The 19,049-nt window shown below is 70.6% G+C and carries 16 protein-coding genes; 5 read left to right on the forward strand and 11 right to left on the reverse strand.

Features of this window, described 5'->3' with window-relative positions; genetic code table 11:
• The 6 genes from AC07DW_RS17170 to AC07DW_RS17195 all read right to left on the reverse strand — a co-directional run.
• Window positions 1-455 (reverse strand): hypothetical protein (locus AC07DW_RS17170; RefSeq protein WP_478858475.1); only part of this gene is annotated, 455 nt, incomplete at its 3' end.
• Window positions 456-507: 52 nt separating this feature from the next.
• On the reverse strand, window positions 508-2,511 hold the full coding sequence (locus tag AC07DW_RS17175; RefSeq protein ID WP_478858476.1) for a coiled-coil domain-containing protein: 2,004 nt from the start codon (window positions 2,509-2,511) through the stop codon (window positions 508-510).
• A complete protein-coding gene (locus AC07DW_RS17180; RefSeq protein WP_478858477.1) occupies window positions 2,508-3,203 on the reverse strand; it encodes a hypothetical protein in 696 nt (231 codons plus the stop codon). The genes AC07DW_RS17175 and AC07DW_RS17180 overlap by 4 nt, the downstream gene beginning before the upstream one ends.
• Before the next feature lie 726 nt (window positions 3,204-3,929).
• On the reverse strand, window positions 3,930-7,472 hold the full coding sequence (locus AC07DW_RS17185) for a hypothetical protein (RefSeq protein WP_478858478.1): 3,543 nt from the start codon (window positions 7,470-7,472) through the stop codon (window positions 3,930-3,932).
• 237 nt (window positions 7,473-7,709) lie between these two features.
• Entirely contained in the window at window positions 7,710-8,594 is an 885-nt protein-coding gene (locus tag AC07DW_RS17190; protein WP_478858479.1) for a hypothetical protein, read from the reverse strand.
• Window positions 8,595-8,934: 340 nt separating this feature from the next.
• Window positions 8,935-9,900 (reverse strand): pirin family protein, encoded by a 966-nt coding sequence (locus AC07DW_RS17195; RefSeq protein ID WP_478858480.1) that lies wholly within the window; start codon window positions 9,898-9,900, stop codon window positions 8,935-8,937.
• A 123-nt stretch (window positions 9,901-10,023) separates the two neighbouring features.
• On the opposite strand from AC07DW_RS17195, the gene AC07DW_RS17200 reads away from it, so the two are divergent.
• The 3 genes from AC07DW_RS17200 to AC07DW_RS17210 all read left to right on the forward strand — a co-directional run bounded on the left by AC07DW_RS17200 (window position 10,024) and on the right by AC07DW_RS17210 (window position 12,422).
• Entirely contained in the window at window positions 10,024-11,649 is a 1,626-nt protein-coding gene (locus AC07DW_RS17200; RefSeq protein ID WP_478858481.1) for an alkaline phosphatase D family protein, read from the forward strand.
• Window positions 11,650-11,729: 80 nt separating this feature from the next.
• Window positions 11,730-12,194, forward strand: coding sequence for a hypothetical protein (locus tag AC07DW_RS17205; protein WP_478858482.1), 465 nt, complete (start codon window positions 11,730-11,732; stop codon window positions 12,192-12,194).
• 54 nt (window positions 12,195-12,248) lie between these two features.
• Window positions 12,249-12,422, forward strand: coding sequence for a hypothetical protein (locus AC07DW_RS17210; protein WP_478858483.1), 174 nt, complete (start codon window positions 12,249-12,251; stop codon window positions 12,420-12,422).
• Here AC07DW_RS17210 and AC07DW_RS17215 read toward each other — a convergent pair.
• The gene (locus AC07DW_RS17215; protein ID WP_478858484.1) at window positions 12,410-13,840 is read right to left on the reverse strand and encodes a dihydrolipoyl dehydrogenase family protein; all 1,431 of its coding nucleotides are present in this window, start codon (window positions 13,838-13,840) and stop codon (window positions 12,410-12,412) included. The two genes, AC07DW_RS17210 and AC07DW_RS17215, sit on opposite strands and share 13 nt — an antisense overlap.
• Window positions 13,841-13,953: 113 nt before the next feature.
• Between AC07DW_RS17215 and trxA the strand changes: the two genes are divergently transcribed.
• Window positions 13,954-14,325: a thioredoxin gene (gene trxA, locus AC07DW_RS17220; RefSeq protein ID WP_478858485.1), complete on the forward strand. Its 372-nt coding sequence runs from the start codon at window positions 13,954-13,956 to the stop codon at window positions 14,323-14,325.
• Between the two features lie 115 nt (window positions 14,326-14,440).
• Here the strand turns inward: trxA and AC07DW_RS17225 are convergent, their stop codons facing one another.
• From AC07DW_RS17225 to AC07DW_RS17235, 3 genes are all read right to left on the reverse strand, one after another.
• Window positions 14,441-15,631, reverse strand: a complete 1,191-nt coding sequence (locus AC07DW_RS17225; RefSeq protein WP_478858486.1) for a thiolase family protein — start codon at window positions 15,629-15,631, stop codon at window positions 14,441-14,443.
• A 172-nt stretch (window positions 15,632-15,803) separates the two neighbouring features.
• Window positions 15,804-16,058 carry a hypothetical protein gene (locus tag AC07DW_RS17230; protein WP_478858487.1) on the reverse strand — a complete coding sequence of 85 codons (255 nt, stop codon included), beginning with the start codon at window positions 16,056-16,058 and terminating at the stop codon, window positions 15,804-15,806.
• A gap of 37 nt (window positions 16,059-16,095) precedes the next feature.
• Window positions 16,096-17,133: a LacI family DNA-binding transcriptional regulator gene (locus AC07DW_RS17235; protein ID WP_478858488.1), complete on the reverse strand. Its 1,038-nt coding sequence runs from the start codon at window positions 17,131-17,133 to the stop codon at window positions 16,096-16,098.
• A gap of 216 nt (window positions 17,134-17,349) precedes the next feature.
• Between AC07DW_RS17235 and AC07DW_RS17240 the strand changes: the two genes are divergently transcribed.
• On the forward strand, window positions 17,350-18,048 hold the full coding sequence (locus AC07DW_RS17240) for an alpha/beta fold hydrolase (RefSeq protein ID WP_478858489.1): 699 nt from the start codon (window positions 17,350-17,352) through the stop codon (window positions 18,046-18,048).
• A gap of 52 nt (window positions 18,049-18,100) precedes the next feature.
• Here the strand turns inward: AC07DW_RS17240 and AC07DW_RS17245 are convergent, their stop codons facing one another.
• On the reverse strand, window positions 18,101-18,934 hold the full coding sequence (locus AC07DW_RS17245) for a TIGR02452 family protein (RefSeq protein ID WP_478858490.1): 834 nt from the start codon (window positions 18,932-18,934) through the stop codon (window positions 18,101-18,103).
• Window positions 18,935-19,049: the final 115 nt, after the last annotated feature.

Below are 19,049 nucleotides of genomic sequence, written 5' to 3' on the forward strand. Positions count from 1 at the left end.
CAGCCAGCAGCCCCATCAGCCCACGAAGACCCGCACCAGCCGCCTGTCCCGGCTCCTCTACCGACTCGCGGCTTGACAGCCAACCCACTCGAATTGGGCAACGGAGTCGCCTGTGTGGCCAAAGTCCGTGCCGCCTGCCGCCCCATGGCATCCAGCAGCACGGACGACGAGCACAGCACGTCCACCGCCTCTGACAACGCCCATGCCGCGTACGGCTCCTTCAGCCCCCGCACCGCCGCCGCGGCCAGGGCCTCACGTTCCGGTCCGGGCAGACCGGCCGCGTCCTGAGCCAAAGCCTGCAGCAGATATGGCAGCTGCGGCCCACAGGCAAGGGTGTCCGCTTCCCGCAGCACCGCAGTAGCGCCGCCGAGGTCGGCGAGAGTGGGGCCGGCGTCCAGCTGAGCCTCATCGGCCTGGGTCGCCCACCGCTGAAGGGCCTGATCGACGTCACTCACCGCCACACCCCTCCGTCTCCCCGTCATCAGCGCCTCTCACCCATCCGCAATGCTAGAACAAATGTTCCCCGCCGCTGGTGATGAGGTGCTCTTGGGGCACCAAACCCTCGACCAGATCCGGCTGTGCCGTCGTCAGGACCACTTGCAATCCAGGCAGCTCCTCCGAGAGAGCCTGCAGCTCGGCGATCAGTGTGCGCGCCGGCACCTCCGTTACCTCCTCGGCCGCCACCGAGTCGATCAACAGCAGACCAGGATGCGTGGCGACGCCCCGCGCGGCACCCACCCGCAGCAGTGCGATGACCGTCGCAATCCGCATCCGCAGCCGGTCACCCCGGCTCAGCCGCTTGAACGCCGTCGCCACACCCGCCTTGACGGCATTAACATGCCCTGCCCGGTTCAACCGGACACTGTCCAGGTTCTGTACACCGAACCGGGCAGCCAGTTCCACGATCTGCGCATCCATCGCCGGGAAAAGCCGCCTTGCCGCAGCCTCGACATACTGGCGCACCACATCGTGCGCCGTCTCCAGCACCGAATTCGGACCGGAACCGCCCGTCTTCCCTGCTCCCGGCCGCAGGCCGGTGGCGGCCAGCTGCCCCTGCAGCACCGCTGCCCGAAGCTCCAGCTCCCGCAGCTTGCGGTGCGACCCTGACACGGCAAGAACGTCCTGAAGACCGGCATGAGCCGTCTTCTGCGCGGCTTTCGCCTGCTCGACCTCCGCCTTGGCGGCGTCCCGCAGATCCCAGGCCTTGCCCTCGGCTGCCTCAGCCGCGGACACCTGCGCCTGCAGCTGCTCCAGCGCCGCCTCCGCCGTCTCCGCATCGACCTCCGGCAGCGTCCTGGTACACACCGCGCACGACGCGCTCTGACGTTCCTGGAGCCGCCGCTCGGCTTCCAGCGGCTCCTCGCACCGAGGGCAGCACACCGGATCCAGCCGCCCCAGCACCCGACGCGCCTGCCACGTCTCCTGCGTATCCATCAACGCCTGCTGCGCCCTGACCCGCCCGGCTGTCAGCTCCGCCAGAGCCTGCTCAAGCCCGTCCAGCTGCTCCACCCGCTCCCGCAGGCGCTCACCGGCCTGATCCGCGGCAGCCAGGAGAGGCGTCACATCGCGATTCTGTTCCGCCCGCAGCGCCGCGATCGCCGTCCCCAGTCCCTCCAGCTCCCGCTGCCAGGCATCCCGGTCCGACTTCCGCGCCGCAGCGTCGTCCTCGGCACGCCGCTCGCGTTGGCGCACGAGCTTCGTCTCCCGCTTGCCGGCCACCGCCAGCTGCGTGAGGGCCGTGCTGTAGGGGACGTCGACGAAAAGCTCCAGCAGCCGGCCAGGCAGCCCGACCGCGCTGACGTCGCCCAGGAGAATCTCCTCGCCGCCGGGATTGAGGTAGCACGCCCCGAAGTACGACGCCCAGCCGTGGACCTGCGCGGCCCCCTCGCCGTCGGCGCCGCCCTTGCCCTGCCACATGGCGATGTGGTCCATGCGCAGCGCGTCCATCAGGTGGCCGGAGATGACCCGGCTGGTGTCCTCCAGACCGGACGCCTCGGCGACCAGGCGCAGATCCTCATCGGCGGATTCCAGCAGCGCGCCCTCGGAATCAGCTGTCCAGATGCGGCACGTGGCTGCCGGACGGGCCGTGGGCGTGAACTCCATGGAGATCCGGGTGGGGCGGCCGGCGACCATCACATCGGCCGACAGCGTCCGCAGCCAGGACCGGACATCGGGCGGAAGATCACGGGGCGCCCCGCGGAGCGGCCACACCAGGCACTCCAGCAGGCTCGTCTTGCCCGCACTGTTGGCGGGGTGGGCGATGACCCACACTCCGGGGCCGAAGGACTGCTCGAAGCCAAACCTCTCGCCCGAGTGCTTCAGACCGCTCATCCGTAGCCGCAGGACAGTCAGACGCCGGTCCGCGGGCACGGGGCCCTTCAAGGCGATAGCCGCCTCGCGCAAGACCTCCTCGACCTGTTCAGGCTTCAGGCCCACCAGGCCGGCCACTTCTTCCAGGAGATGTCCTGGGCCCGGCGCCAGCGGGCCGGAATCGGAACCAGGCACGATCATGAGGTCTCCTCGTCCGGAGCGGGCAGGGCAGCAGGCGAGCCGGCACGCAGGCGGGCCAGCCGCTCCCGTGCCTGATCGGTGATGGGAGCGATGTGCTGGCCGATCACGGTGTCGGCGTAGTCCTTCAGCAGGTACTGCCGGTTCTTCAGCTGGGTTCCACCCAGCCCGTCGACCAACGAGACCAGTTGCTTGGTGCGGGTGACGTACCACTCCAAGGCCGGGGCCTCGCCGGTGAGATCGCCCGCCACGTCACGTCCGAGCTGCAGCAGGAAGTACACGTGCTCCGCGACACGGTTCGTGCCGAGGATCTGGGTCTTGCTGATGAGGCCCTTCTCCACGAGCGGGGCCAACGCCTCGTCCAGTTCCTCGAACGCCCCGAACCGGTGCCTGAGCATGGGGAATCTCCGAAGATCCGGCTCCTCGGACCCGAGGATCTCCTCGGCCAGATCCAGCAGACCGCTGTCGTCTCCATGCGCCTCGTACTCGTTCATGAGCTCGAAGGCGAGGTAGTCAGGATACCGCAGCCAGAAATCGAGCTTCTGCAGACGCACCTGCGTCCGTACCACCCCCACCGCGGTGTCAGGAGCCTGTAGGTCCGCAGGCACCGCCTTGGCCGAAGCATTGATCAGGAGCAGCAGCCGTACCGCATCCTGCCACCGGCTCGCCCGGCGTACACCGTCCGCCAAAGCCATCAGTCCCCTCCGTTACAGCTGTGCCCTTCATCATCCCCGCCCATCGGCAGGGACCGATCGCAAACGGCCACCTGCACGAACCCTGCACCTCCCCAAGTCCCTTCACAGTCGACACTTTTAGCCGCAGCCGTCTGGTAGCCCTCCCGACAATGCCAGCAGAAACCTTCGTCAGGTCCAGGCGGACAGCAGCCCAGAGCCCAGAGATCAGTCCCCGAGGTCGAGATCACGCCGAGGGCTTCGCCAGGAACCTCAGCCGGCTGCCGCCTACGCACCGGACCGCACAAGAGCCTTCGGCTGCAAACCCGCGACGCGGCTACGCTGCGCGACGCGAGCAGTGCTCGGAACCCGCCCTCTGACCAGCAACGATCTATCCCCCACCACCAACTGCCGCTGGGGAGAACCTGGGGAGAACGAAGCCCCGTTGGGGAGCGGCTGGGGAGAGTCGACCGCGTAAAACCGTGTCACTGTGAAAGCTCCCGAACGGAGCAAAGCCGCAGGTCAGGCCAGCTCATGGAGCTATCTGTGCAGGTCACCCCTTTATGGGCGAGGACTTCAAGAAGATCTCCTAACGCCCGGAACATCAGGAACCGGGCCGCCGCGGCTACCTATGGCCCCACCAACGCCCCTGACCCGACACGCTCGGCGAGCAACGCAGCGTCTATGGCCTGCGCGTAAGCCGCTCGATGACCGCCGACGTGCATCCGGGAGCCCTTGTGCCAGCCTCGCTCAGCGCCCCTGCACTCGCGCGGCGCGCTCTTTCCTCTCCGCCGTTCGCAGCAGCTCCTCTTGCTGAGCACGACCCGCTTCAGCGACGGCAGCGAGACGCGGTACGCGGATGGAGAGGTCGGCGAAGTAGTCGATGAGATGTTGGTGTCTGGCCGAATCCTCTCCCCACCATGAGTCGACCCAGGCGACGTCGGCCGCGATGTGTGCCGCAGGTACGCCGTGGTCGAGGAGAAGGGGTCCGAGGCTTTCCAGTGTTTCGTTCCGCTGGCCTACGAGGGCTTCGAGGAGCTTGTCGGGGGTGACCACGTTGTCGCTGATGAGCTGCTCTGCCAGGTCACGATCGGTGCCTATCAGCTGGACAAGTGGGCTGTGGCCGATGCGTGGAAGATCGACGCAGCGGACGGCAAGGCGGTAGCGGTGGCTCTGTGGGAGGCGGTCCAAGTGTAGGTCGCAACCGTAGGGCTCGGGCGCGGCGAAATAGCCCTGCTCAGCCATTTCGTCGAGGCGCTCGGCATACCACGCTTCCAGCAGATCGGGGTCGTGCTCAGCAAGGTGAGCAAGGAGCTGGCCGGCACGCCACTGGTCATGCTGGGACAGATCCTCAGGGCGGATGCGGCGTACGGCGTCACACCAGGTAGCTCGCCATGTGTCCGGAAGTGAGGGGCCATGGGGTTGCCCGATGGCGAAGATCACCGCCGTACTGCCGGCTACGACAGCGTCCGGGTGACGCAGCAAACGGTGTAGCACCTCGTGCGGCTCGTCACGGAGGAAGATCGAGTCGAGCAGCCAGGCGTCTTCGGCGCGCATCTTCGCGACCACGAGTTGGGCAGCCGTGTCGTCTGCACCTCGTCCGAGGACGGTGGAGATGACGCCGGTTCTGAAGCGGGGATCATCCAGCGCAGAGGTGAGGATCTCAGCAGACAACGTGTCGGGGGAAGTCGTGAGCCATCGGCTCAACGCGGCTCGATGAATCGGCTGGCTGCCAGCTGCCGTTGCTGCTGCGTGCCAGGCGGCGGGTTCGGTGAGGTGCGGCACCATGTGGTCGGCGACCCAGGTGCCGCCTCCGTGGTCTCCCGCGAGCTCGGATTGCTCGGCCAAGGCGACGAATCGAGCGACTCCGGCAGTCGGGCCGAGCGCAGCGATTCCTTGGGCGAGAGATTGCACTGTGCGGACGCCGCCTGGGACGTCGTTCTGGTGGCCCATGGCGTCCCGACGACTCCAGCCGATGAAGGACTCCACATCTGGATCGACTTCCCATGCCGGAAGGTTGCGTCCTTCGTCGCCGGCCCGCGCGTATGCGGCGTTGAGCATACGCCGAGCACGGAGAGCGAGACCGGGAAAGGCCTGGAGCAGATGATGCAGGGTAGCCAGCATGCGAGCCCCTCCCTTCGCTCCCTGGTTCTTCTGTTCCTCGCTCGGTTCGCTGTTGTGCGGAACGAACCCTTCACCGAGCCGTACCCATGAGCCGGCCAGGTCCAGCATAGGAACAACCGCGGCTGGGGCGCTGTTCAGGCCATCCTGGCGTTCGGTTTCCCCGATCACGGGCGCCACCTGGTCCCACAAGGAGATGAGACGAGCCAGGTTTTCGGCACTTTCGACACCCCGGGCGAGTGTGACCGTGTTGGGATTACCCGGGTCAGTCCAAGTCCCAGACGTTTCGGCAGAGAAGACGCTTGCGAGCACCTCAGTGGCCACACCCCATTCAGCTGGAGAGCGGTGAGTACGAAGCCACTCCAGGACCGGCTTCAACAGCAGCCCTCGAACCTCGAATACGGTTCCGAAGTCCGGATCGATCGATTTGGCCACGTCATCGAGCACCCGCAGTGGGTGCTGCGGGGTGGAGTGGCGCGGGCGCTCGTCGCCCACGGCAAGGTCGAGCAGAGCGGTTATCGCTTCAGGCAGCAGATACTGGGTCGCCGACTGCGCAAGTTGCCGAGCAGCTGCGTCAGCTTGCCGGTCCGTGATGGTGACGTTCATTCGCTTGTCACGCGGGACGGCGAGGACTGTACGAGCCTGGGCGACCGCGAACTGTGCAGTCTCACGGTCCAGACAGGCGTATTCGGACACCAACGAGAAGGTGCCGATGTCCCACTCGGTCGGTGCGGGCAAGGCTCGCACCCAGTTCTCCACTGCCGTCCGAGCGTCCGAGGAGACCGAGACGCCGGCTGCGGATATGGCGGCGGAGACGAGGTCACGGCTCCTGGCGGGGAAGGCGTCGAAGAGAGTGGACCACGGCCTGCCTGCCGGACGCGTGAAGAACCATCGGGCAATCAGTGGTGCGCGCAGCGCTGGTTGCAGCCGCCAGACGTCGTGAACCGTCTCCACGAGGCCGTGGCGTGCAAGGCGCTCCATCAGGCCGGACATCCTGGCCGGCGGCTCGCCGACGAGCGGCGCGAGCGCGTATAGCGTCTCACTTGAAGCCCCTCCCAGGGCCGCTACACAGGCCAGAACGTCGACGGCTGTCTCGGTCTCCGTGATACGGCGGAGATGACGCTCTACGTTGGCCAGGTGTGCTGCTCCGTTGGCTACCTGTCCTCCCTTCCCCGTCGTGAACAGCTGGCACAAGGTGACCGCCCAGCCCGGCCGTCCAGCCGCCTGGTCGAGAACTGCCGCCCGGGCCCGGTGCCCAGTGACGCCCAGAGAGGTCACCAGTGCGTTCATGTCGGATCGCTCCAACAGGTCGATGTCGAAGCGGACAGCACCAGGCAGGGCCGCTGCCACCTCGTCTGCTCTGTCGGGCCAGGTGGTCGCGACGATGGCGAAAGCATGCTCCGCACCGTGACGCGCCCGCCGCAGCACACGCATCTCGTCGATACGACTGTGGGCATCGTCCACGACAACGGCGGCAGGGCGAGAAGTCAGCAATTCGTCCAGGATGCGGTCTGCTGGCGCCTGCTCCAGGTAGGCGACCCTGCCTATGAGTTCGACGGTGAGCCGGGTTTTCCCCACACCGGGCACGCCGGCCAACACGACATCCCGGCCGCAGGCGACGGCCTCGTCGAGCTTTGCCAGATCAGTCTCTCGGCCAAGGAGATCGGTGTGCTCAGCGCCGTCTTCCGCCAGGTCCAGCGGCCGGTCATGCAGGGCCTCGAGCTCCCCTCTGATGCCGAGGAGATGGAACCTCCATATCGGCTCCTTGGACAAGCGCGCAGCGAACCAGTCCCGGGCATAAATGTGCGGCGCTGGGAGGCCACGATCTGCACATAGCCGATCCAAGGAGGCCCGCCTGGTAGCGTCAACAGGCTGTGAGCAGGCCATCACTATCAGATCGGCTTGCACGCCCTCTTCACGCATGCGACGCAGGCCCGTGCGCAAGTTCGCCACAGGATCACCCGTAGTGACGAGCAGACGCCCACGGGCGTCCGCGTCCTGAGGTCCCCACGGGAAGTAGATGTCGGCGTCGCGACCGAAGTCATGCCCACCCTCGACCGCGGACAGGCCCGGATACTGTGATTGCAGGAGCGAACAGGCGCAACGCTCGAACTCCGTTGGGTGGATGGCTTGTTCATCCATCGCCCGGCGCACGCGTGCAATGAGATCCATGATTATTCATGGTACGCGCACTGGCGTCCGTGCACCCCATCCGCTGATGGCCTCACGGCTGAAGAAAGACCACTCCAGGCATGCACGGACAGCCAGGCAAGAGGAAAGCTCGGCAGTGAGAGCGCTGCCTGACCATGACGGTGTCCACCGCGCGCCGAGGCGAGACCTTTCCACGCGGTTCCACGGCTGCAACGCCGCTTGGAAGCCGCACCTGATCTGCCACGCACGTAGGACGCCTCACGCCGACCCGCCATCGCCAGCTCCTAGACGGGTTCCAAGCGCCGTTTCCACGGACGATGCCGCTTCGGCCGGGCTCCGGAAAACCTGAGTGCTTCGCCCAAGCCGTTTCGCCCCCCCCGCCAGTGACTCACGTATCTGTCGCTCGCAGACGACGAAATCGGCGTAACCGGCCGCGCAGGAGAGATGGGCCATGTCGATCACGTCATTCGGCTTCCATGTGGTGCCTCGATTGAGGTGACGTTCATGGAGTATCTCCCGGAGGAGGCCCAGAGCCGGAAGAGAACTCCTCTTCTGGACGGACTGTGAGCCTGCGTGCCAGTCCTTCAGTTGCTCCGGCGTCATTCCTGCGGCGAAGGATTCCTTGGCCACCTTGTTCCGCAGGTCGCTGAGGAGCCATGCGTCGATCGCCTTGCGCTTCTGCTGAGCATCGCCGCTTTGGGTGTCCAGCCAGTCACTGAATTTCTGGTTTGCCTCCGTCAAGCCAAGCTCAGGACCGCACTCCCCACCTTCCGAGTCCAGCATTTTGTCGATCAAACTCATGGCAGAAACAAGCGCCTCATGCTGGAACGTGGAAAGTCCGCCGGCACCGAGGCAGGAACGAACCCTCTCGCGGCGGAATGAAGCGAATTCGGCTCCGACATTTACTCTGATCCAGATAGGCGACGAGCCGTCCGGCCAACGGATCGGCTCGGTCAAGCCGGGGGAGCTCGAACACGATGCTGTCGCCCTTGAGAGTCTCCACAACCAAGCCTTCGGACGTTCGAACGAGGAGCCAGGTAGCGGCAGGCGCGCCTCTTTGCCGTCGGGCCTGACCAACGCGAGGGCGTCCGAACCGCGATCGGCTGTGATCATCACGATGGGCAACCCGTCTGGGTTCTCCATCCGCTCATGATGCACAAGCAGCAACTCTGAGGACACGGCGGGACCGTGATCAGCACCGCCGCGGGGGGCAGACCGGGCACGCCAGGTCACCTGTACGGCTACCAAGCGACGAAGGCGCTGACCCCGGAGACACACCTGATGACTCGTCAGCGAAGTCAGCAAAAGGTCAGCATTCAGCTGACCAGACCTGCTCGCACACGAGCACACCGTAGAAGCACGCGGCACCGGCTGCGCCACCGGGAGAGGGTGCGAAACCCTCCCTCCCAGCGGCACGCCGAACGTCGGAGACACGGCCAAGCGGACCCGCTTCGGACATCGGCTGCGGGGAGGAAACCCCAGGTCAGCGCGCCCTCCCCCGCGCCTTGAGCGGGGTGTTGGGGAGTTCCGGGGCCGGCAGTGGAGCGCCGGCGTAGCCCTTGACCTCGCCGAAGCGGGTGCCGGTCATCCAGTCCTCGCGGGCCTGGCGGATCTCCTCGTCCGTGCGGGCGACGAAGTTCCACCACATGACGATCTCCTCCTCGAACGGCTCGCCGCCTAGGAGCATCAGGCCCGCGTCGGAGTCGGCGCGCAGGGGGAGGGACGTACGGCCGCAGCCGAGGTAGAGCATGGAGCCGGGCAGGACCGGGACGCCGTCGACGTGGGCCTCGCCGGACATGGACAGGACCGCGTACTCGAAGTCCGGGTCGAGCGGCAGAGTCGTTTCCGCACCGCCGGTCAGCGCCAGGTCGGCGCCCACCAGGGGGCTGTAGGTGGTGCCGGGCGAGAGCGCGCCGTCGAGCTCGCCGAGGATCACGGTGGCCGTCAGGCCGGGGGCCGTCACGTGCGGGAGGCCGGCGTGGTGCTGGAAGTGGGGTTCGACGTGGCGGTGGGCGTCGGGCAGGGCCACCCACAGCTGGGCACCGTGCAGGATGCGGGCGTGCGGGCGGGGGCTCTCCTCGGAGTGGGAGATGGCCCGGCCGGAGGTCATCAGGCCCAGCTCGCGGGGGCGTACCGTCTGCAGGCTGCCCGTGCTGTCGCGGTGCAGGACCTCACCCTCGTGGAGCCAGCTGACGGTCTGCAGGCCCATGTGCGGGTGCGGCGGCACCTGCATGCCGGGTTGGTCGGCGATGTCGTCGGGCCCGTAGTGGTCGACGAAGGCCCAGGCGCCGACCATCCGGCGGCCGAGGTTCGGCAACAGGCGGCGCACCTCGGTGGATTCACCGAGCGGGACGCGGCGGGGGCTGAGGAGCTCCCGCACCGGCTCCGCCACGACGAATCCCCGGCCACCGCACACGGTGGGCGCGGCCTGACGATCAAGGTTGCTCATGCCGCCCAACCTATCCGTGCCGGGGCACGGGGCGTGAAGGTTTGTCAGGGTCGGCCATCACTCCGACACACCACCCGTATGCCGGACCAACAACCACAGCAAAGCGGGCATATGACGTGCCATATGGAAACTCACCTGCCCGAGCTCCGTGCCGCCGCCCGGCGTATGGGACGCCGTCAGTTCCTCACCGTGGCCGGTGCCGCGGCCGCCCTGGCGTTCACCACGCACCTCCCGGCCGCCGGTGCGGCGAGCCCTGCCGCACTGGACGCGCGGAAGATCGCCGCGAACCCGTTCACCCTGGGCGTCGCCTCCGGCGACCCCCTGCCGGACTCCGTCCTGCTGTGGACGCGCCTGGCGCCCAGCCCGTACGAGCCGGACGGCGGGCTGCCCGCGCAGCGGGTGGAGGTGCAGTGGGAGGTGGCGTACGACGAGCGGTTCTTCGCCGTCGTCCGGAGCGGGACCGCCACCGCCCACCCGGAGTACGCCCACAGCGTCCATGTGGAGGTGCCCGGACTCGACCAGGACCGGTCCTACTACTACCGCTTCCGCGCGGGGACCTGGATCAGCCCGGTGGGCCGGGCCCGTACCGCCCCGGCGCGCGACGCCTTCTGGGTGTCCTCCCTCACCTTCGCCGCGGTCGCCTGTGCGGCCTACTTCGACGGCTACTACACGGCGTACCGGCACCTCGCGTCCGAGGACGTGGACATGGTGGTGCACCTGGGCGACTACATCTACGAGTACGGCGTCGACCCGGCCGGCGGCCACCGCGGCTACACCGACCGCCGGCTGCCGGCGCACTTCAACACCGAGACCGTCACGCTCCAGGACTACCGGCTGCGGTACGCGCTCTACAAGAACGACCCCGACCTCCAGGCCGCGCACGCCGCCCACCCGTTCGTCGTGACGTGGGACGACCACGAGACGGAGAACAACTACGCCGGGGCGATCCCGGAGAACGGCGTACCGCCCGAGGAGTTCCTGCTGCGCCGCGCCGCCGCCTACCGGGCGTACTGGGAGAACCTGCCGCTGCGCCCGCCGCAGCAGCCGGTGGGGGCCGACATGCGGCTGTACCGGCGGCTGCACTTCGGGCGGCTGGCGCAGTTCGACGTGCTCGACACCCGCCAGTACCGCTCCAACCAGGCCAACGGGGACGGTTGGCAGGCCCCGAGCCCCGAGTCCGAGGACCCGTCGCGCACCATGACCGGCGCCGCGCAGGAGCGCTGGCTGCTCGACGGCTGGAAGGTGTCGGACGCGGTGTGGAACGTCGTGCCGCAACAGGTCACCTTCGCCGAGCGGCGGAGCACCACCGGCGCGGACTACAAGCTGTCCATGGACGCCTGGGACGGCTACCCCGCCTCCCGCAAGCGCATCCTGGACGGTGCCATCGCCGCCGGGCTGGACAACCTGATGGTCCTCTCGGGCGACGCGCACGTCGGCTACGGGTTCGACCTCAAGGCCGACTTCGGCAACCCCGCCTCCCGGACCGTCGGCACCGAGATCGCCACGACGTCCCTCACCAGCGGCCGCGACGGCGCCCAGAAGCCCGGCAACTGGATCAGCCTCACCCAGGCCAACCCGCACCTGAAGTTCTACGACGGGCGCCGGGGCTACACCGTCGTCCGGCTCGACCAGACGAGCGCGGACATCGCCTTCAAGACCGTCTCCACCGTCCTCGAACCCGGCGGCACGCTGAGTACGGCCGCCTCCTTCACCACCGGTACGGGCGCGCCCGGCCTCCACGCCGTGTGACCGCGGCCGGGCGGCCGGCGGTTCACCCGTTCGGCACCATCCACGGGGCACTCCGGCCCCGCCCGGCATTGCATGGGGTCATGGGCGACCTCACCTCTCCGATACGCAGGCGGCGCCGTCCGCCGCGCGTGGCACTGGTCATCGTCGTGGCGGTGCTTCCGGTCTCCCTGGCCGGATGCGCCGCCGAGGCCCCGTCGCCCCGGGAACGGGCGAGGGCCGCGACGGACGCGCTGTGCGAGGACCTGGGGGCGCTGCGGATGGACACCGGGAAGCTGGCCGGCCTCGGTCCCCGTGCCCGGGGGCGGGACGAGCTGCGGGACCTGCGGGAGGACGTGGCCCACGACCTGGACCTCGTGACGCGCAGCGCGCGGGGCGTGCGCACGGCGCGGACGGGGGCGGTCGCGGACGCGTACGACCAGGTCGTCCGCGCGATCGACGACCTGCCGGGCGGTGCGACGGGCGCCCAGGCCGGCAAGCGGATCAGGCCGCAGCTGGAGGCACTGGACCGGGCCATCGCCGCCTCGCAGGCATCCGTGAAGTGCTGATCCGAGCGCCCCGTACGGAGGACCGGCAGGCAGGGCGGGCCCATCCTCCCCGCCGTGCCGGCCGTCGTGCGCTCGGGCGGGACGGCAGCGAGCGGGTGCCCCTCGTCGCCCCGCTCCGTCGTCGGCCACCTCACCGCCGCGGCGATCTCGCCGGCCCGCTACGTGCGCGACCGCGCCGGTGAGCGCCGCGGACGGCACAGGGACCTGACGGGCGGTCAGCCCCGGTAGCCCTCCAGCAGCCGGAGCCACACCTCGCTGATGGTGGGGTACGCGGGGACCGCGTGCCACAGGCGGGCGAGGGGCACCTCGGCGGTGACGGCGACGGTGGCCGAGTGGAGCAGTTCCCCGACCGCCGGGCCGACGAAGGTCACTCCGAGGAGGATCTCGCGTTCGAGGTCGACGACCATCCGGGCGCGGCCCCGGTAGCCGTCCGCGTACAGCCCGGCGCCGGCCACCGCGGCGAGGTCCTGGTCGACCGCCCGTACCCGGTGGCCGGCCGCCTCCGCCTCGGCGAGGGTGAGGCCGACGGACGCGGCCTCGGGGTCGCTGAAGACGACCTGGGGGACGGCGGCGTGGTCGGCGGTCGCGGCGTGCGCGCCCCAGGCGCCGGTGTCCGGCGGGGCGCCGCCGTCGGCGCGGACGCCGATGGCGGCGCCGGCGATCCGGGCCTGGTACTTGCCCTGGTGGGTGAGGAGGGCACGGTGGTTGACGTCGCCGACCGCGTACAGCCAGTCGCTGCCCTCGACCAGGCACGTGTCGTCGACGGACAGCCAGGAGCCCGGTCGAAGGCCCACGGTCTCCAGACCGAGGTCGTCCGTGCGGGGCGCGCGGCCGGTGGCGAAGAGGACCTCGTCGGCCTCGACGCGCTCGCCGTCGTCCAGGACCACGGTGACCGGCCCGGCGGGGTGCGGGCGCTCGACGGCGGTGACGGAGACGCCGGTGCGGACGTCGGCGCCCGCCTCGGTCAGCGCGTCCGCCACGTGCTCGCCGACGAACGGCTCCATGCGCGGCAGCAGCCCCCGGCCGCGTACGAGCACGGTGACGCGGGAGCCGAGCGCCTGCCAGGCCGTCGCCATCTCGGTGCCGACCACTCCCCCGCCCACCACGACGAGCCGGCCCGGCACCTCCTTGGCGCCGGTCGCCTCGCGGCTGGTCCAGGGCCGGGCGCCGGCCAGGCCCGGCAGGTCGGGCAGGACGGCACGGCTGCCGGTGCACAGGGCGACGGCGTGCCGGGCGGTGAGTACCCGCCGTGCGCCGTCGGGGCCCTCGACCGTGACGCGCCTGTCGCCGTCCAGCCTGCCATGGCCCCGGTGGAGGCGGGCGCCGATCGAGTCCAGCCAGTCGACCTGGCCGTCGTCCTTCCAGTGCGACACGTACGCGTCGCGGTGGGCGAGCACCGCTCCGGCGTCGAGCGGTCCCCGCACGGCCCCGCGCAGGCCGGGGACCTTGCGGGCGTCCGCGCGGGCGATCGCCGGGCGCAGCAGTGCCTTGCTGGGCATGCAGGCCCAGTAGGAGCACTCGCCGCCCACCAGTTCGCTCTCCACCACCGCCACGCTCAGCCCGGCCGCGGCGACCCGGTCGGCCACGTTCTCGCCCACGGGCCCCGCGCCCACCACCACGACGTCGTACTCCACCATCTGGGTCATGGGGTCAGTCTGGTGGTACGTGTGCCTCCTGGCCACACGGGCAGTCGGAATAGCGCGGCGCCGGGCACGGTTGTCCGGGGCGATCCCCCACACACCGGGAAGAGGTAGGCACCATGAGCACCGTAGAGCTCACCAAGGACAACTTCGATCAGGTGGTGACGGAGAACGACTTCGTCCTGATCGACTTCTGGGCTGCCTGGTGCGGACCGTGCCGCCAGTTCGCCCCGGTCTTTGAGGGCGCGTCCGAACGCCATCCCGACCTGGTGTTCGCCAAGGTCGACACGGAGGCGCAGACGGAGCTGGCGGCGGCGTTCGAGATCCGGTCGATCCCCACGCTGATGATCGTCCGGGACAACGTCGCGGTGTTCGCCCAGCCCGGGGCGCTGCCCGAGGCGGCGCTGGAGGACCTCATCGGGCAGGCCCGGAAGCTGGACATGGACGAGGTGCGCGCGTCCATCGAGAAGGGGAAGAAGACCCAGGCCTGACGGGCGCCGTCGCGGGCCCGCGAGGGTCCGTGCGGGTATGCGCGGGCCCGGGGGCGGCCGCCGCGCGGGGCCCGTGCGCGGACTCTCGGAGCCGGCGGGCTGGGCGGGCCCGTGGTCAGCGCTCCAGGACCAGGGCCAGTCCCTGGCCCACGCCGATGCAGAGCGCCGCGAGGCCGGAGCCCGAGCCCGCCGCGGCCAGCTGGTGGGCCACGGAACCGGCGAGGCGGGCGCCCGAGGCGCCCAGCGGGTGGCCGATGGCGATGGCGCCGCCGCGCGGGTTCACCACGGCCGGGTCGAGCTCGGGCCACTCGGCGAGGCAGCCCAGCGACTGCGCGGCGAACGCCTCGTTCAGCTCGAACGTGGTGACGTCGGCGAACGTGCGCCCCGCCTTCGCGAGGGCCCGCTGGACGGCCTCCACCGGCCCGAGGCCGAACAGCTGCGGCTCGATGCCGGTGACGGCCGACGCGCGGACACGGGCGAGGGGCTCACGTCCACAGGCCTTCAGGCCGTCCTCGTCGACCAGCAGCAGCGCGGCGGCGCCGTCGTTGAGCGGCGAGGCGTTGCCGGCCGTCACGGTGCCGGAGCCGTCGGTGCGGAAGGACGGCTTCAGCTTGGCCAGCGCCTCCATGGACGTGTTGTCGCGGACGCACTCGTCCCGGCCCAGTTCCACGCCCTCGTACGGGACGACCTCACCGTCGTAGAGCCCGCGCGCCCAGGCGGAAGCGGCTTTCTGATGGCTCGCCAGCGCGAAGGCGTCCTGCTGCTCACGGGTGAGGGCGTGCTTGTCGGCGATCAGCTCGGCCCCCTCGCCGAGCGGAACGGTCCACTCGGCGGGCATCCTCGGGTTGGTCATGCGCCAGCCGAGCGTGGTCGAGTGGAGCTGCTGGTGGCCGGCCGGGAACGCCCGTTCCGGCTTCTGCAACACCCAGGGCGCCCGCGACATCGACTCCACGCCGCCCGCCAGGACGACCGAGGCGTCCCCGAGGGCGATGGCGCGCGCCGCCTGGATGACGGCTTCGAGGCCGGACCCGCACAGGCGGTTGACGGTGACTCCGGGGACGGTCACGGGCAGGCCGGCGAGCAGGACGGCCATGCGGGCGACGTCGCGGTTGTCCTCGCCGGCTCCGTTGGCGTCGCCGAAGTAGACGTCGTCGAGCCGGGCCGGATCGAGCGCGGGCGTACGGTCCATGAGCGCCTTGACGACGTGGGCGGCCAGGTCGTCCGGCCGCACGGAGGAGAGGGCGCCGCCGAACTTGCCGATCGGCGTGCGGACGGCGTCGACGATGTAGACGTCGCGGATGCTCATCGGGTGCTCTCCCACGTGACCTCGACTGTTCGCCAGGTGAACTTCTGTTCATCCCTGGCCTCGCCCGAGTCTCCGTCCGTGGCCCGCCGCCTGTCAACGGCCGGCGGGTGCGGGGGCGCCGGACCGCGCGGCCCCGCCCGCGGGGCCGTCGGTCCGGGGCCGTGCGGGACGGTCAGCGGACGCGCGCCGAGAGTCCGTAGTCGAGCTCCGCGCCGTCCACGAGCAGGGCCTCCACGGTGCGGGTCTCCGGGTCGATGTCGGCCTCCACCCCCTCACCGGCGTAGCGGGGGTAGCCCGAGACACCCGTCTCACCCGTGGCCTCGACGACGGCCGAGCGGATGGCGTCCTCCGCCAGGTGCGCCGGGTCGCGCCCCTCCACGTGCTCGGGCACCAGCAGGATCTCGAAGCGCTGCGGATGTGTGCTCATGCAGGCGACGCTAGAGACGTTCCGCCCGCCCCGCACGTCAGGTGGACTCGCGGTGGATCGCCCGGGCGGCCATCAGCTCGCGGCTCCCCGGCGCGCGGTCCGGGTCGCCGACCACGCGGTCGACCAGATCGGCGAGGTGCTGACCGGTCTCCATGTCGACCCGCACCGTGCTCAGCCGGGGCCGCATCAGCCTGCCGAGCAGCAGGTCGTCGGCGCCCATCACGGCCGTGTCGCCCGGTACGGACACCCCGGCGTCCAGCAGGGCGCGGAGCAGGAGCACGGCGTACTCGTCGTCGTACGCGAAGACCGCGTCCAGGCCCAGACCGGGCCACCGGGCGGCGAGGGCACCCGCCGCCGCCTCCGTGCACGCCAGCGGCAGGGGCACGACGCCGGCGCCCGTGCCGCGCACCGCGTGGCGCGCGCCCTCCAGGCGGGGGTGGGAGAACAGCTCCAGGCCGGGCTCCCGGGGCATCACCACGCCGATGCGCCGGTAGCCGCGTTCCATCAGGTGGGCACCGGCGCAGCGGCCCACCCGGCGCTGGTCCACGGGCAGGCTGTGGGCCCCCTCGACGGGGTGCGGGCCCAGCGTGATCACGGCCCGGGCGCCGGACCTCTTGAGGACGTCGACGCCGTGCGGCGTGAGCTCCACCCCGCCGAAGGACACGACGGCCACGGGGCGCAGTTCCGCCCAGGCCCGGGCGGCCTCGTCCCCGTCGAGGCCCATGCTCGCGTACTGGACCACCGTGTAGTCGAGGCGGCGCAGCGCCCACTGGAGTTCGTTCAAAAAGTGCCCGTACAGCGGGCCGAGGGGGACGGGGGCGGTGGGCAGGAGCACGATCCGGGTCCGGCCGGCCCGCAGGCTGCGCGCGGCGGCGTGCGGTACGTAACCCAGCTCCTCGGCGGCCTCGCGCACCCGGCGGCGGGTCGGTTCGCTGATCCGCACGGCCGACGCGTTGTTGAGCACGTACGAGACGGTGGCCCGGGAGACGCCGGCCAGCCGCGCCACGTCCGCGCTGGTCGGGACCGGGCGGGGGGCCGGGGACCCGGCGGGGGGCCGGGGAGGTGTCTGGGTCATCGCCCTCGGCATCCTTCCAGACCGGCCTTCGCGGGGCGTGGCGGATGGCCCTGGAGGGGTGCCGCGCAGCCCTCCGGCCTCCGACCGGCACATGTCACCGCACCGCTCCAGGAGGGCGGCGGGGCCACGCGGCGGCCCCTCGGCACCCTCGCGGTACGCCCGCCCGGTCCGTAGGGTGTCCCGACCCGCCCGACATCCGCACAGGAAGGCGACGACGTGCGACTGCACACCACCACATGGGGCGACGGCGACCGGGTCGCCCTGCTCGTCCACGGCATCATGGCCGATCACCGCACCTGGCGGCGGGTCGGGCCGGCCCTCGCGGAGCTCGGCTACCGCGTCCTGGCAGTGGACCTGCGCGGTCACGGCGCCAGCGCGCGGGCGGAGACGTACGCGGCGCGGGACTTCGCCGACGACGTGGTCGAGACCCTGCCCGCGGGCGCCGACCTGGCGATCGGCCACTCGCTCGGCGGCCTGGCGCTGTCGCTCGCCGTCGAGCGCCTCGCGCCGCGCCGCGCGGTCTACTCGGACCCGGCGTGGCACCTGCCCGCGGGCGAGGGCGGCTTCCGTGGGGAGCTGTTCGCCGGTGCCAAGACCGCGACGAGGGAGCAGGTCGCGGCGATGAACCCGCGCTGGGACGAGGCGGACGTCGACATCGAGCTGGCGACGCTGAAGGTGTGGGACGAGGCGACGGCCTACGGGCTGGAGCCCGTCGCCGGTACGGACCTGCTGCCGCCCGCGCCCGTCGTACCGTCGCTGGTGACGCTCGCCGACCCGAGCGCGCTGATATCGCCGGAGCGGGCCGCGCTGCTGCGGGAGCGGGGGTTCGAGGTCCGTACGGTGGCGGGGGCCGGGCACACCATCCACCGGGACGACTTCGGGGCGTTCATGGCGGCGCTCGACGGGTGGGTCTGACCGCCCCGGACGCCGCCGTACCGCCCTGGTCACGGCAGCCGTACCGCCCCCGTCACACGGTCGTGACCGCCGCGAACGTGTCGCGGAACGCGCCCAGGGTCGTGGCCCCGCGGGTCCTGTCCAGGACGGCGAGGACGACCTCGTCGAAGTGCCCGGCGAACCGGCCCCCGCCGGTGAGCGGCGCCCGGAAGGCGCCCGCCACCTGCCGGGGGTCGTTGCGGAACACCCCGCACCCCCAGGCGCCCAGGACGAGCCGCCGGTAGCCGCACGCAGCGGCGGTCTCCAGCACGCGTTCGGCCCGGGAGGCGAGTGCCTCCGGAACGCGTCCGGCGTCCTCGGGCGTACGGCTGGTGATCACCCCGGCGTTGGGTGCGGGAGACGTGAGAAAGCCCACTGTGCGGGGGGAGTCGAGAAGTCCGCCGCGGTCGTCGCGGAAGACCGGTACGCCCGGGGAGTGGATGACGCGGTCGGTGTAGAAGGGGCTGCGACGGGCGCGGTGGTGGGCGTAGAACTCCGGCACGCGCAGCAGTGTCGCGTACAGCGCCGAGGCACGGCACAGGGCCTCCTCCTGCGCCTGGGCACCGTTGAGGTAGCCGCCGCCGGGGTTGCGGGCGGAGGCGAAGTTCAGGACGGCGACGGGGGCGGTCGCGGTGTCGATGAGCCGCCGCGCGGCCTCCAGGCTGGACTCCCCGGTGACCTCGAAGCGGGTGGTGCGGTCGGTGTCCGGGGTCACCGGGACGGGGTCGGGGCCGTACATCGCGGTCCCGGCCAGAGCGGCGGCGACCTCGGCGCCGATGATGACCGGGCGGCCGTCGGGGGCCTCGTACCGACCAGCCGCGACGATCGCCTCGGTCCGCTTCGCGATCTCGCGCAGCCGTGCACTCATACCCGTCATGGTCGATAATCATTCAAGCTCAAGGCAACCGGATTTCCGCCTCTGAGGGCGCTCTTGTGCGATCAGCGACCGGTGGCTTAGGTGGGACGGAAGAACGCCTTCGACA

Source organism: Streptomyces sp. NPDC045701, assembly GCF_056432045.1.

What these genes read in the sequence shown, in the direction of transcription:
- AC07DW_RS17190 (WP_478858479.1), bottom strand. Translation starts at nt 8,594, where the DNA reads ATGGAGAACCCAGACGGGTTGCCCATCGTGATGATCACAGCCGATCGC.
- AC07DW_RS17245 (WP_478858490.1), bottom strand. Translation starts at nt 18,934, where the DNA reads ATGAGTGCACGGCTGCGCGAGATCGCGAAGCGGACCGAGGCGATCGTC.
- AC07DW_RS17215 (WP_478858484.1), bottom strand. Translation starts at nt 13,840, where the DNA reads ATGACCCAGATGGTGGAGTACGACGTCGTGGTGGTGGGCGCGGGGCCC.
- AC07DW_RS17230 (WP_478858487.1), bottom strand. Translation starts at nt 16,058, where the DNA reads ATGAGCACACATCCGCAGCGCTTCGAGATCCTGCTGGTGCCCGAGCAC.
- AC07DW_RS17205 (WP_478858482.1), top strand. Translation starts at nt 11,730, where the DNA reads ATGGGCGACCTCACCTCTCCGATACGCAGGCGGCGCCGTCCGCCGCGC.
- AC07DW_RS17225 (WP_478858486.1), bottom strand. Translation starts at nt 15,631, where the DNA reads ATGAGCATCCGCGACGTCTACATCGTCGACGCCGTCCGCACGCCGATC.
- AC07DW_RS17185 (WP_478858478.1), bottom strand. Translation starts at nt 7,472, where the DNA reads ATGGATCTCATTGCACGCGTGCGCCGGGCGATGGATGAACAAGCCATC.
- AC07DW_RS17175 (WP_478858476.1), bottom strand. Translation starts at nt 2,511, where the DNA reads ATGATCGTGCCTGGTTCCGATTCCGGCCCGCTGGCGCCGGGCCCAGGA.
- AC07DW_RS17235 (WP_478858488.1), bottom strand. Translation starts at nt 17,133, where the DNA reads ATGACCCAGACACCTCCCCGGCCCCCCGCCGGGTCCCCGGCCCCCCGC.
- AC07DW_RS17200 (WP_478858481.1), top strand. Translation starts at nt 10,024, where the DNA reads ATGGAAACTCACCTGCCCGAGCTCCGTGCCGCCGCCCGGCGTATGGGA.
- AC07DW_RS17195 (WP_478858480.1), bottom strand. Translation starts at nt 9,900, where the DNA reads ATGAGCAACCTTGATCGTCAGGCCGCGCCCACCGTGTGCGGTGGCCGG.
- AC07DW_RS17180 (WP_478858477.1), bottom strand. Translation starts at nt 3,203, where the DNA reads ATGGCTTTGGCGGACGGTGTACGCCGGGCGAGCCGGTGGCAGGATGCG.
- trxA (WP_478858485.1), top strand. Translation starts at nt 13,954, where the DNA reads ATGAGCACCGTAGAGCTCACCAAGGACAACTTCGATCAGGTGGTGACG.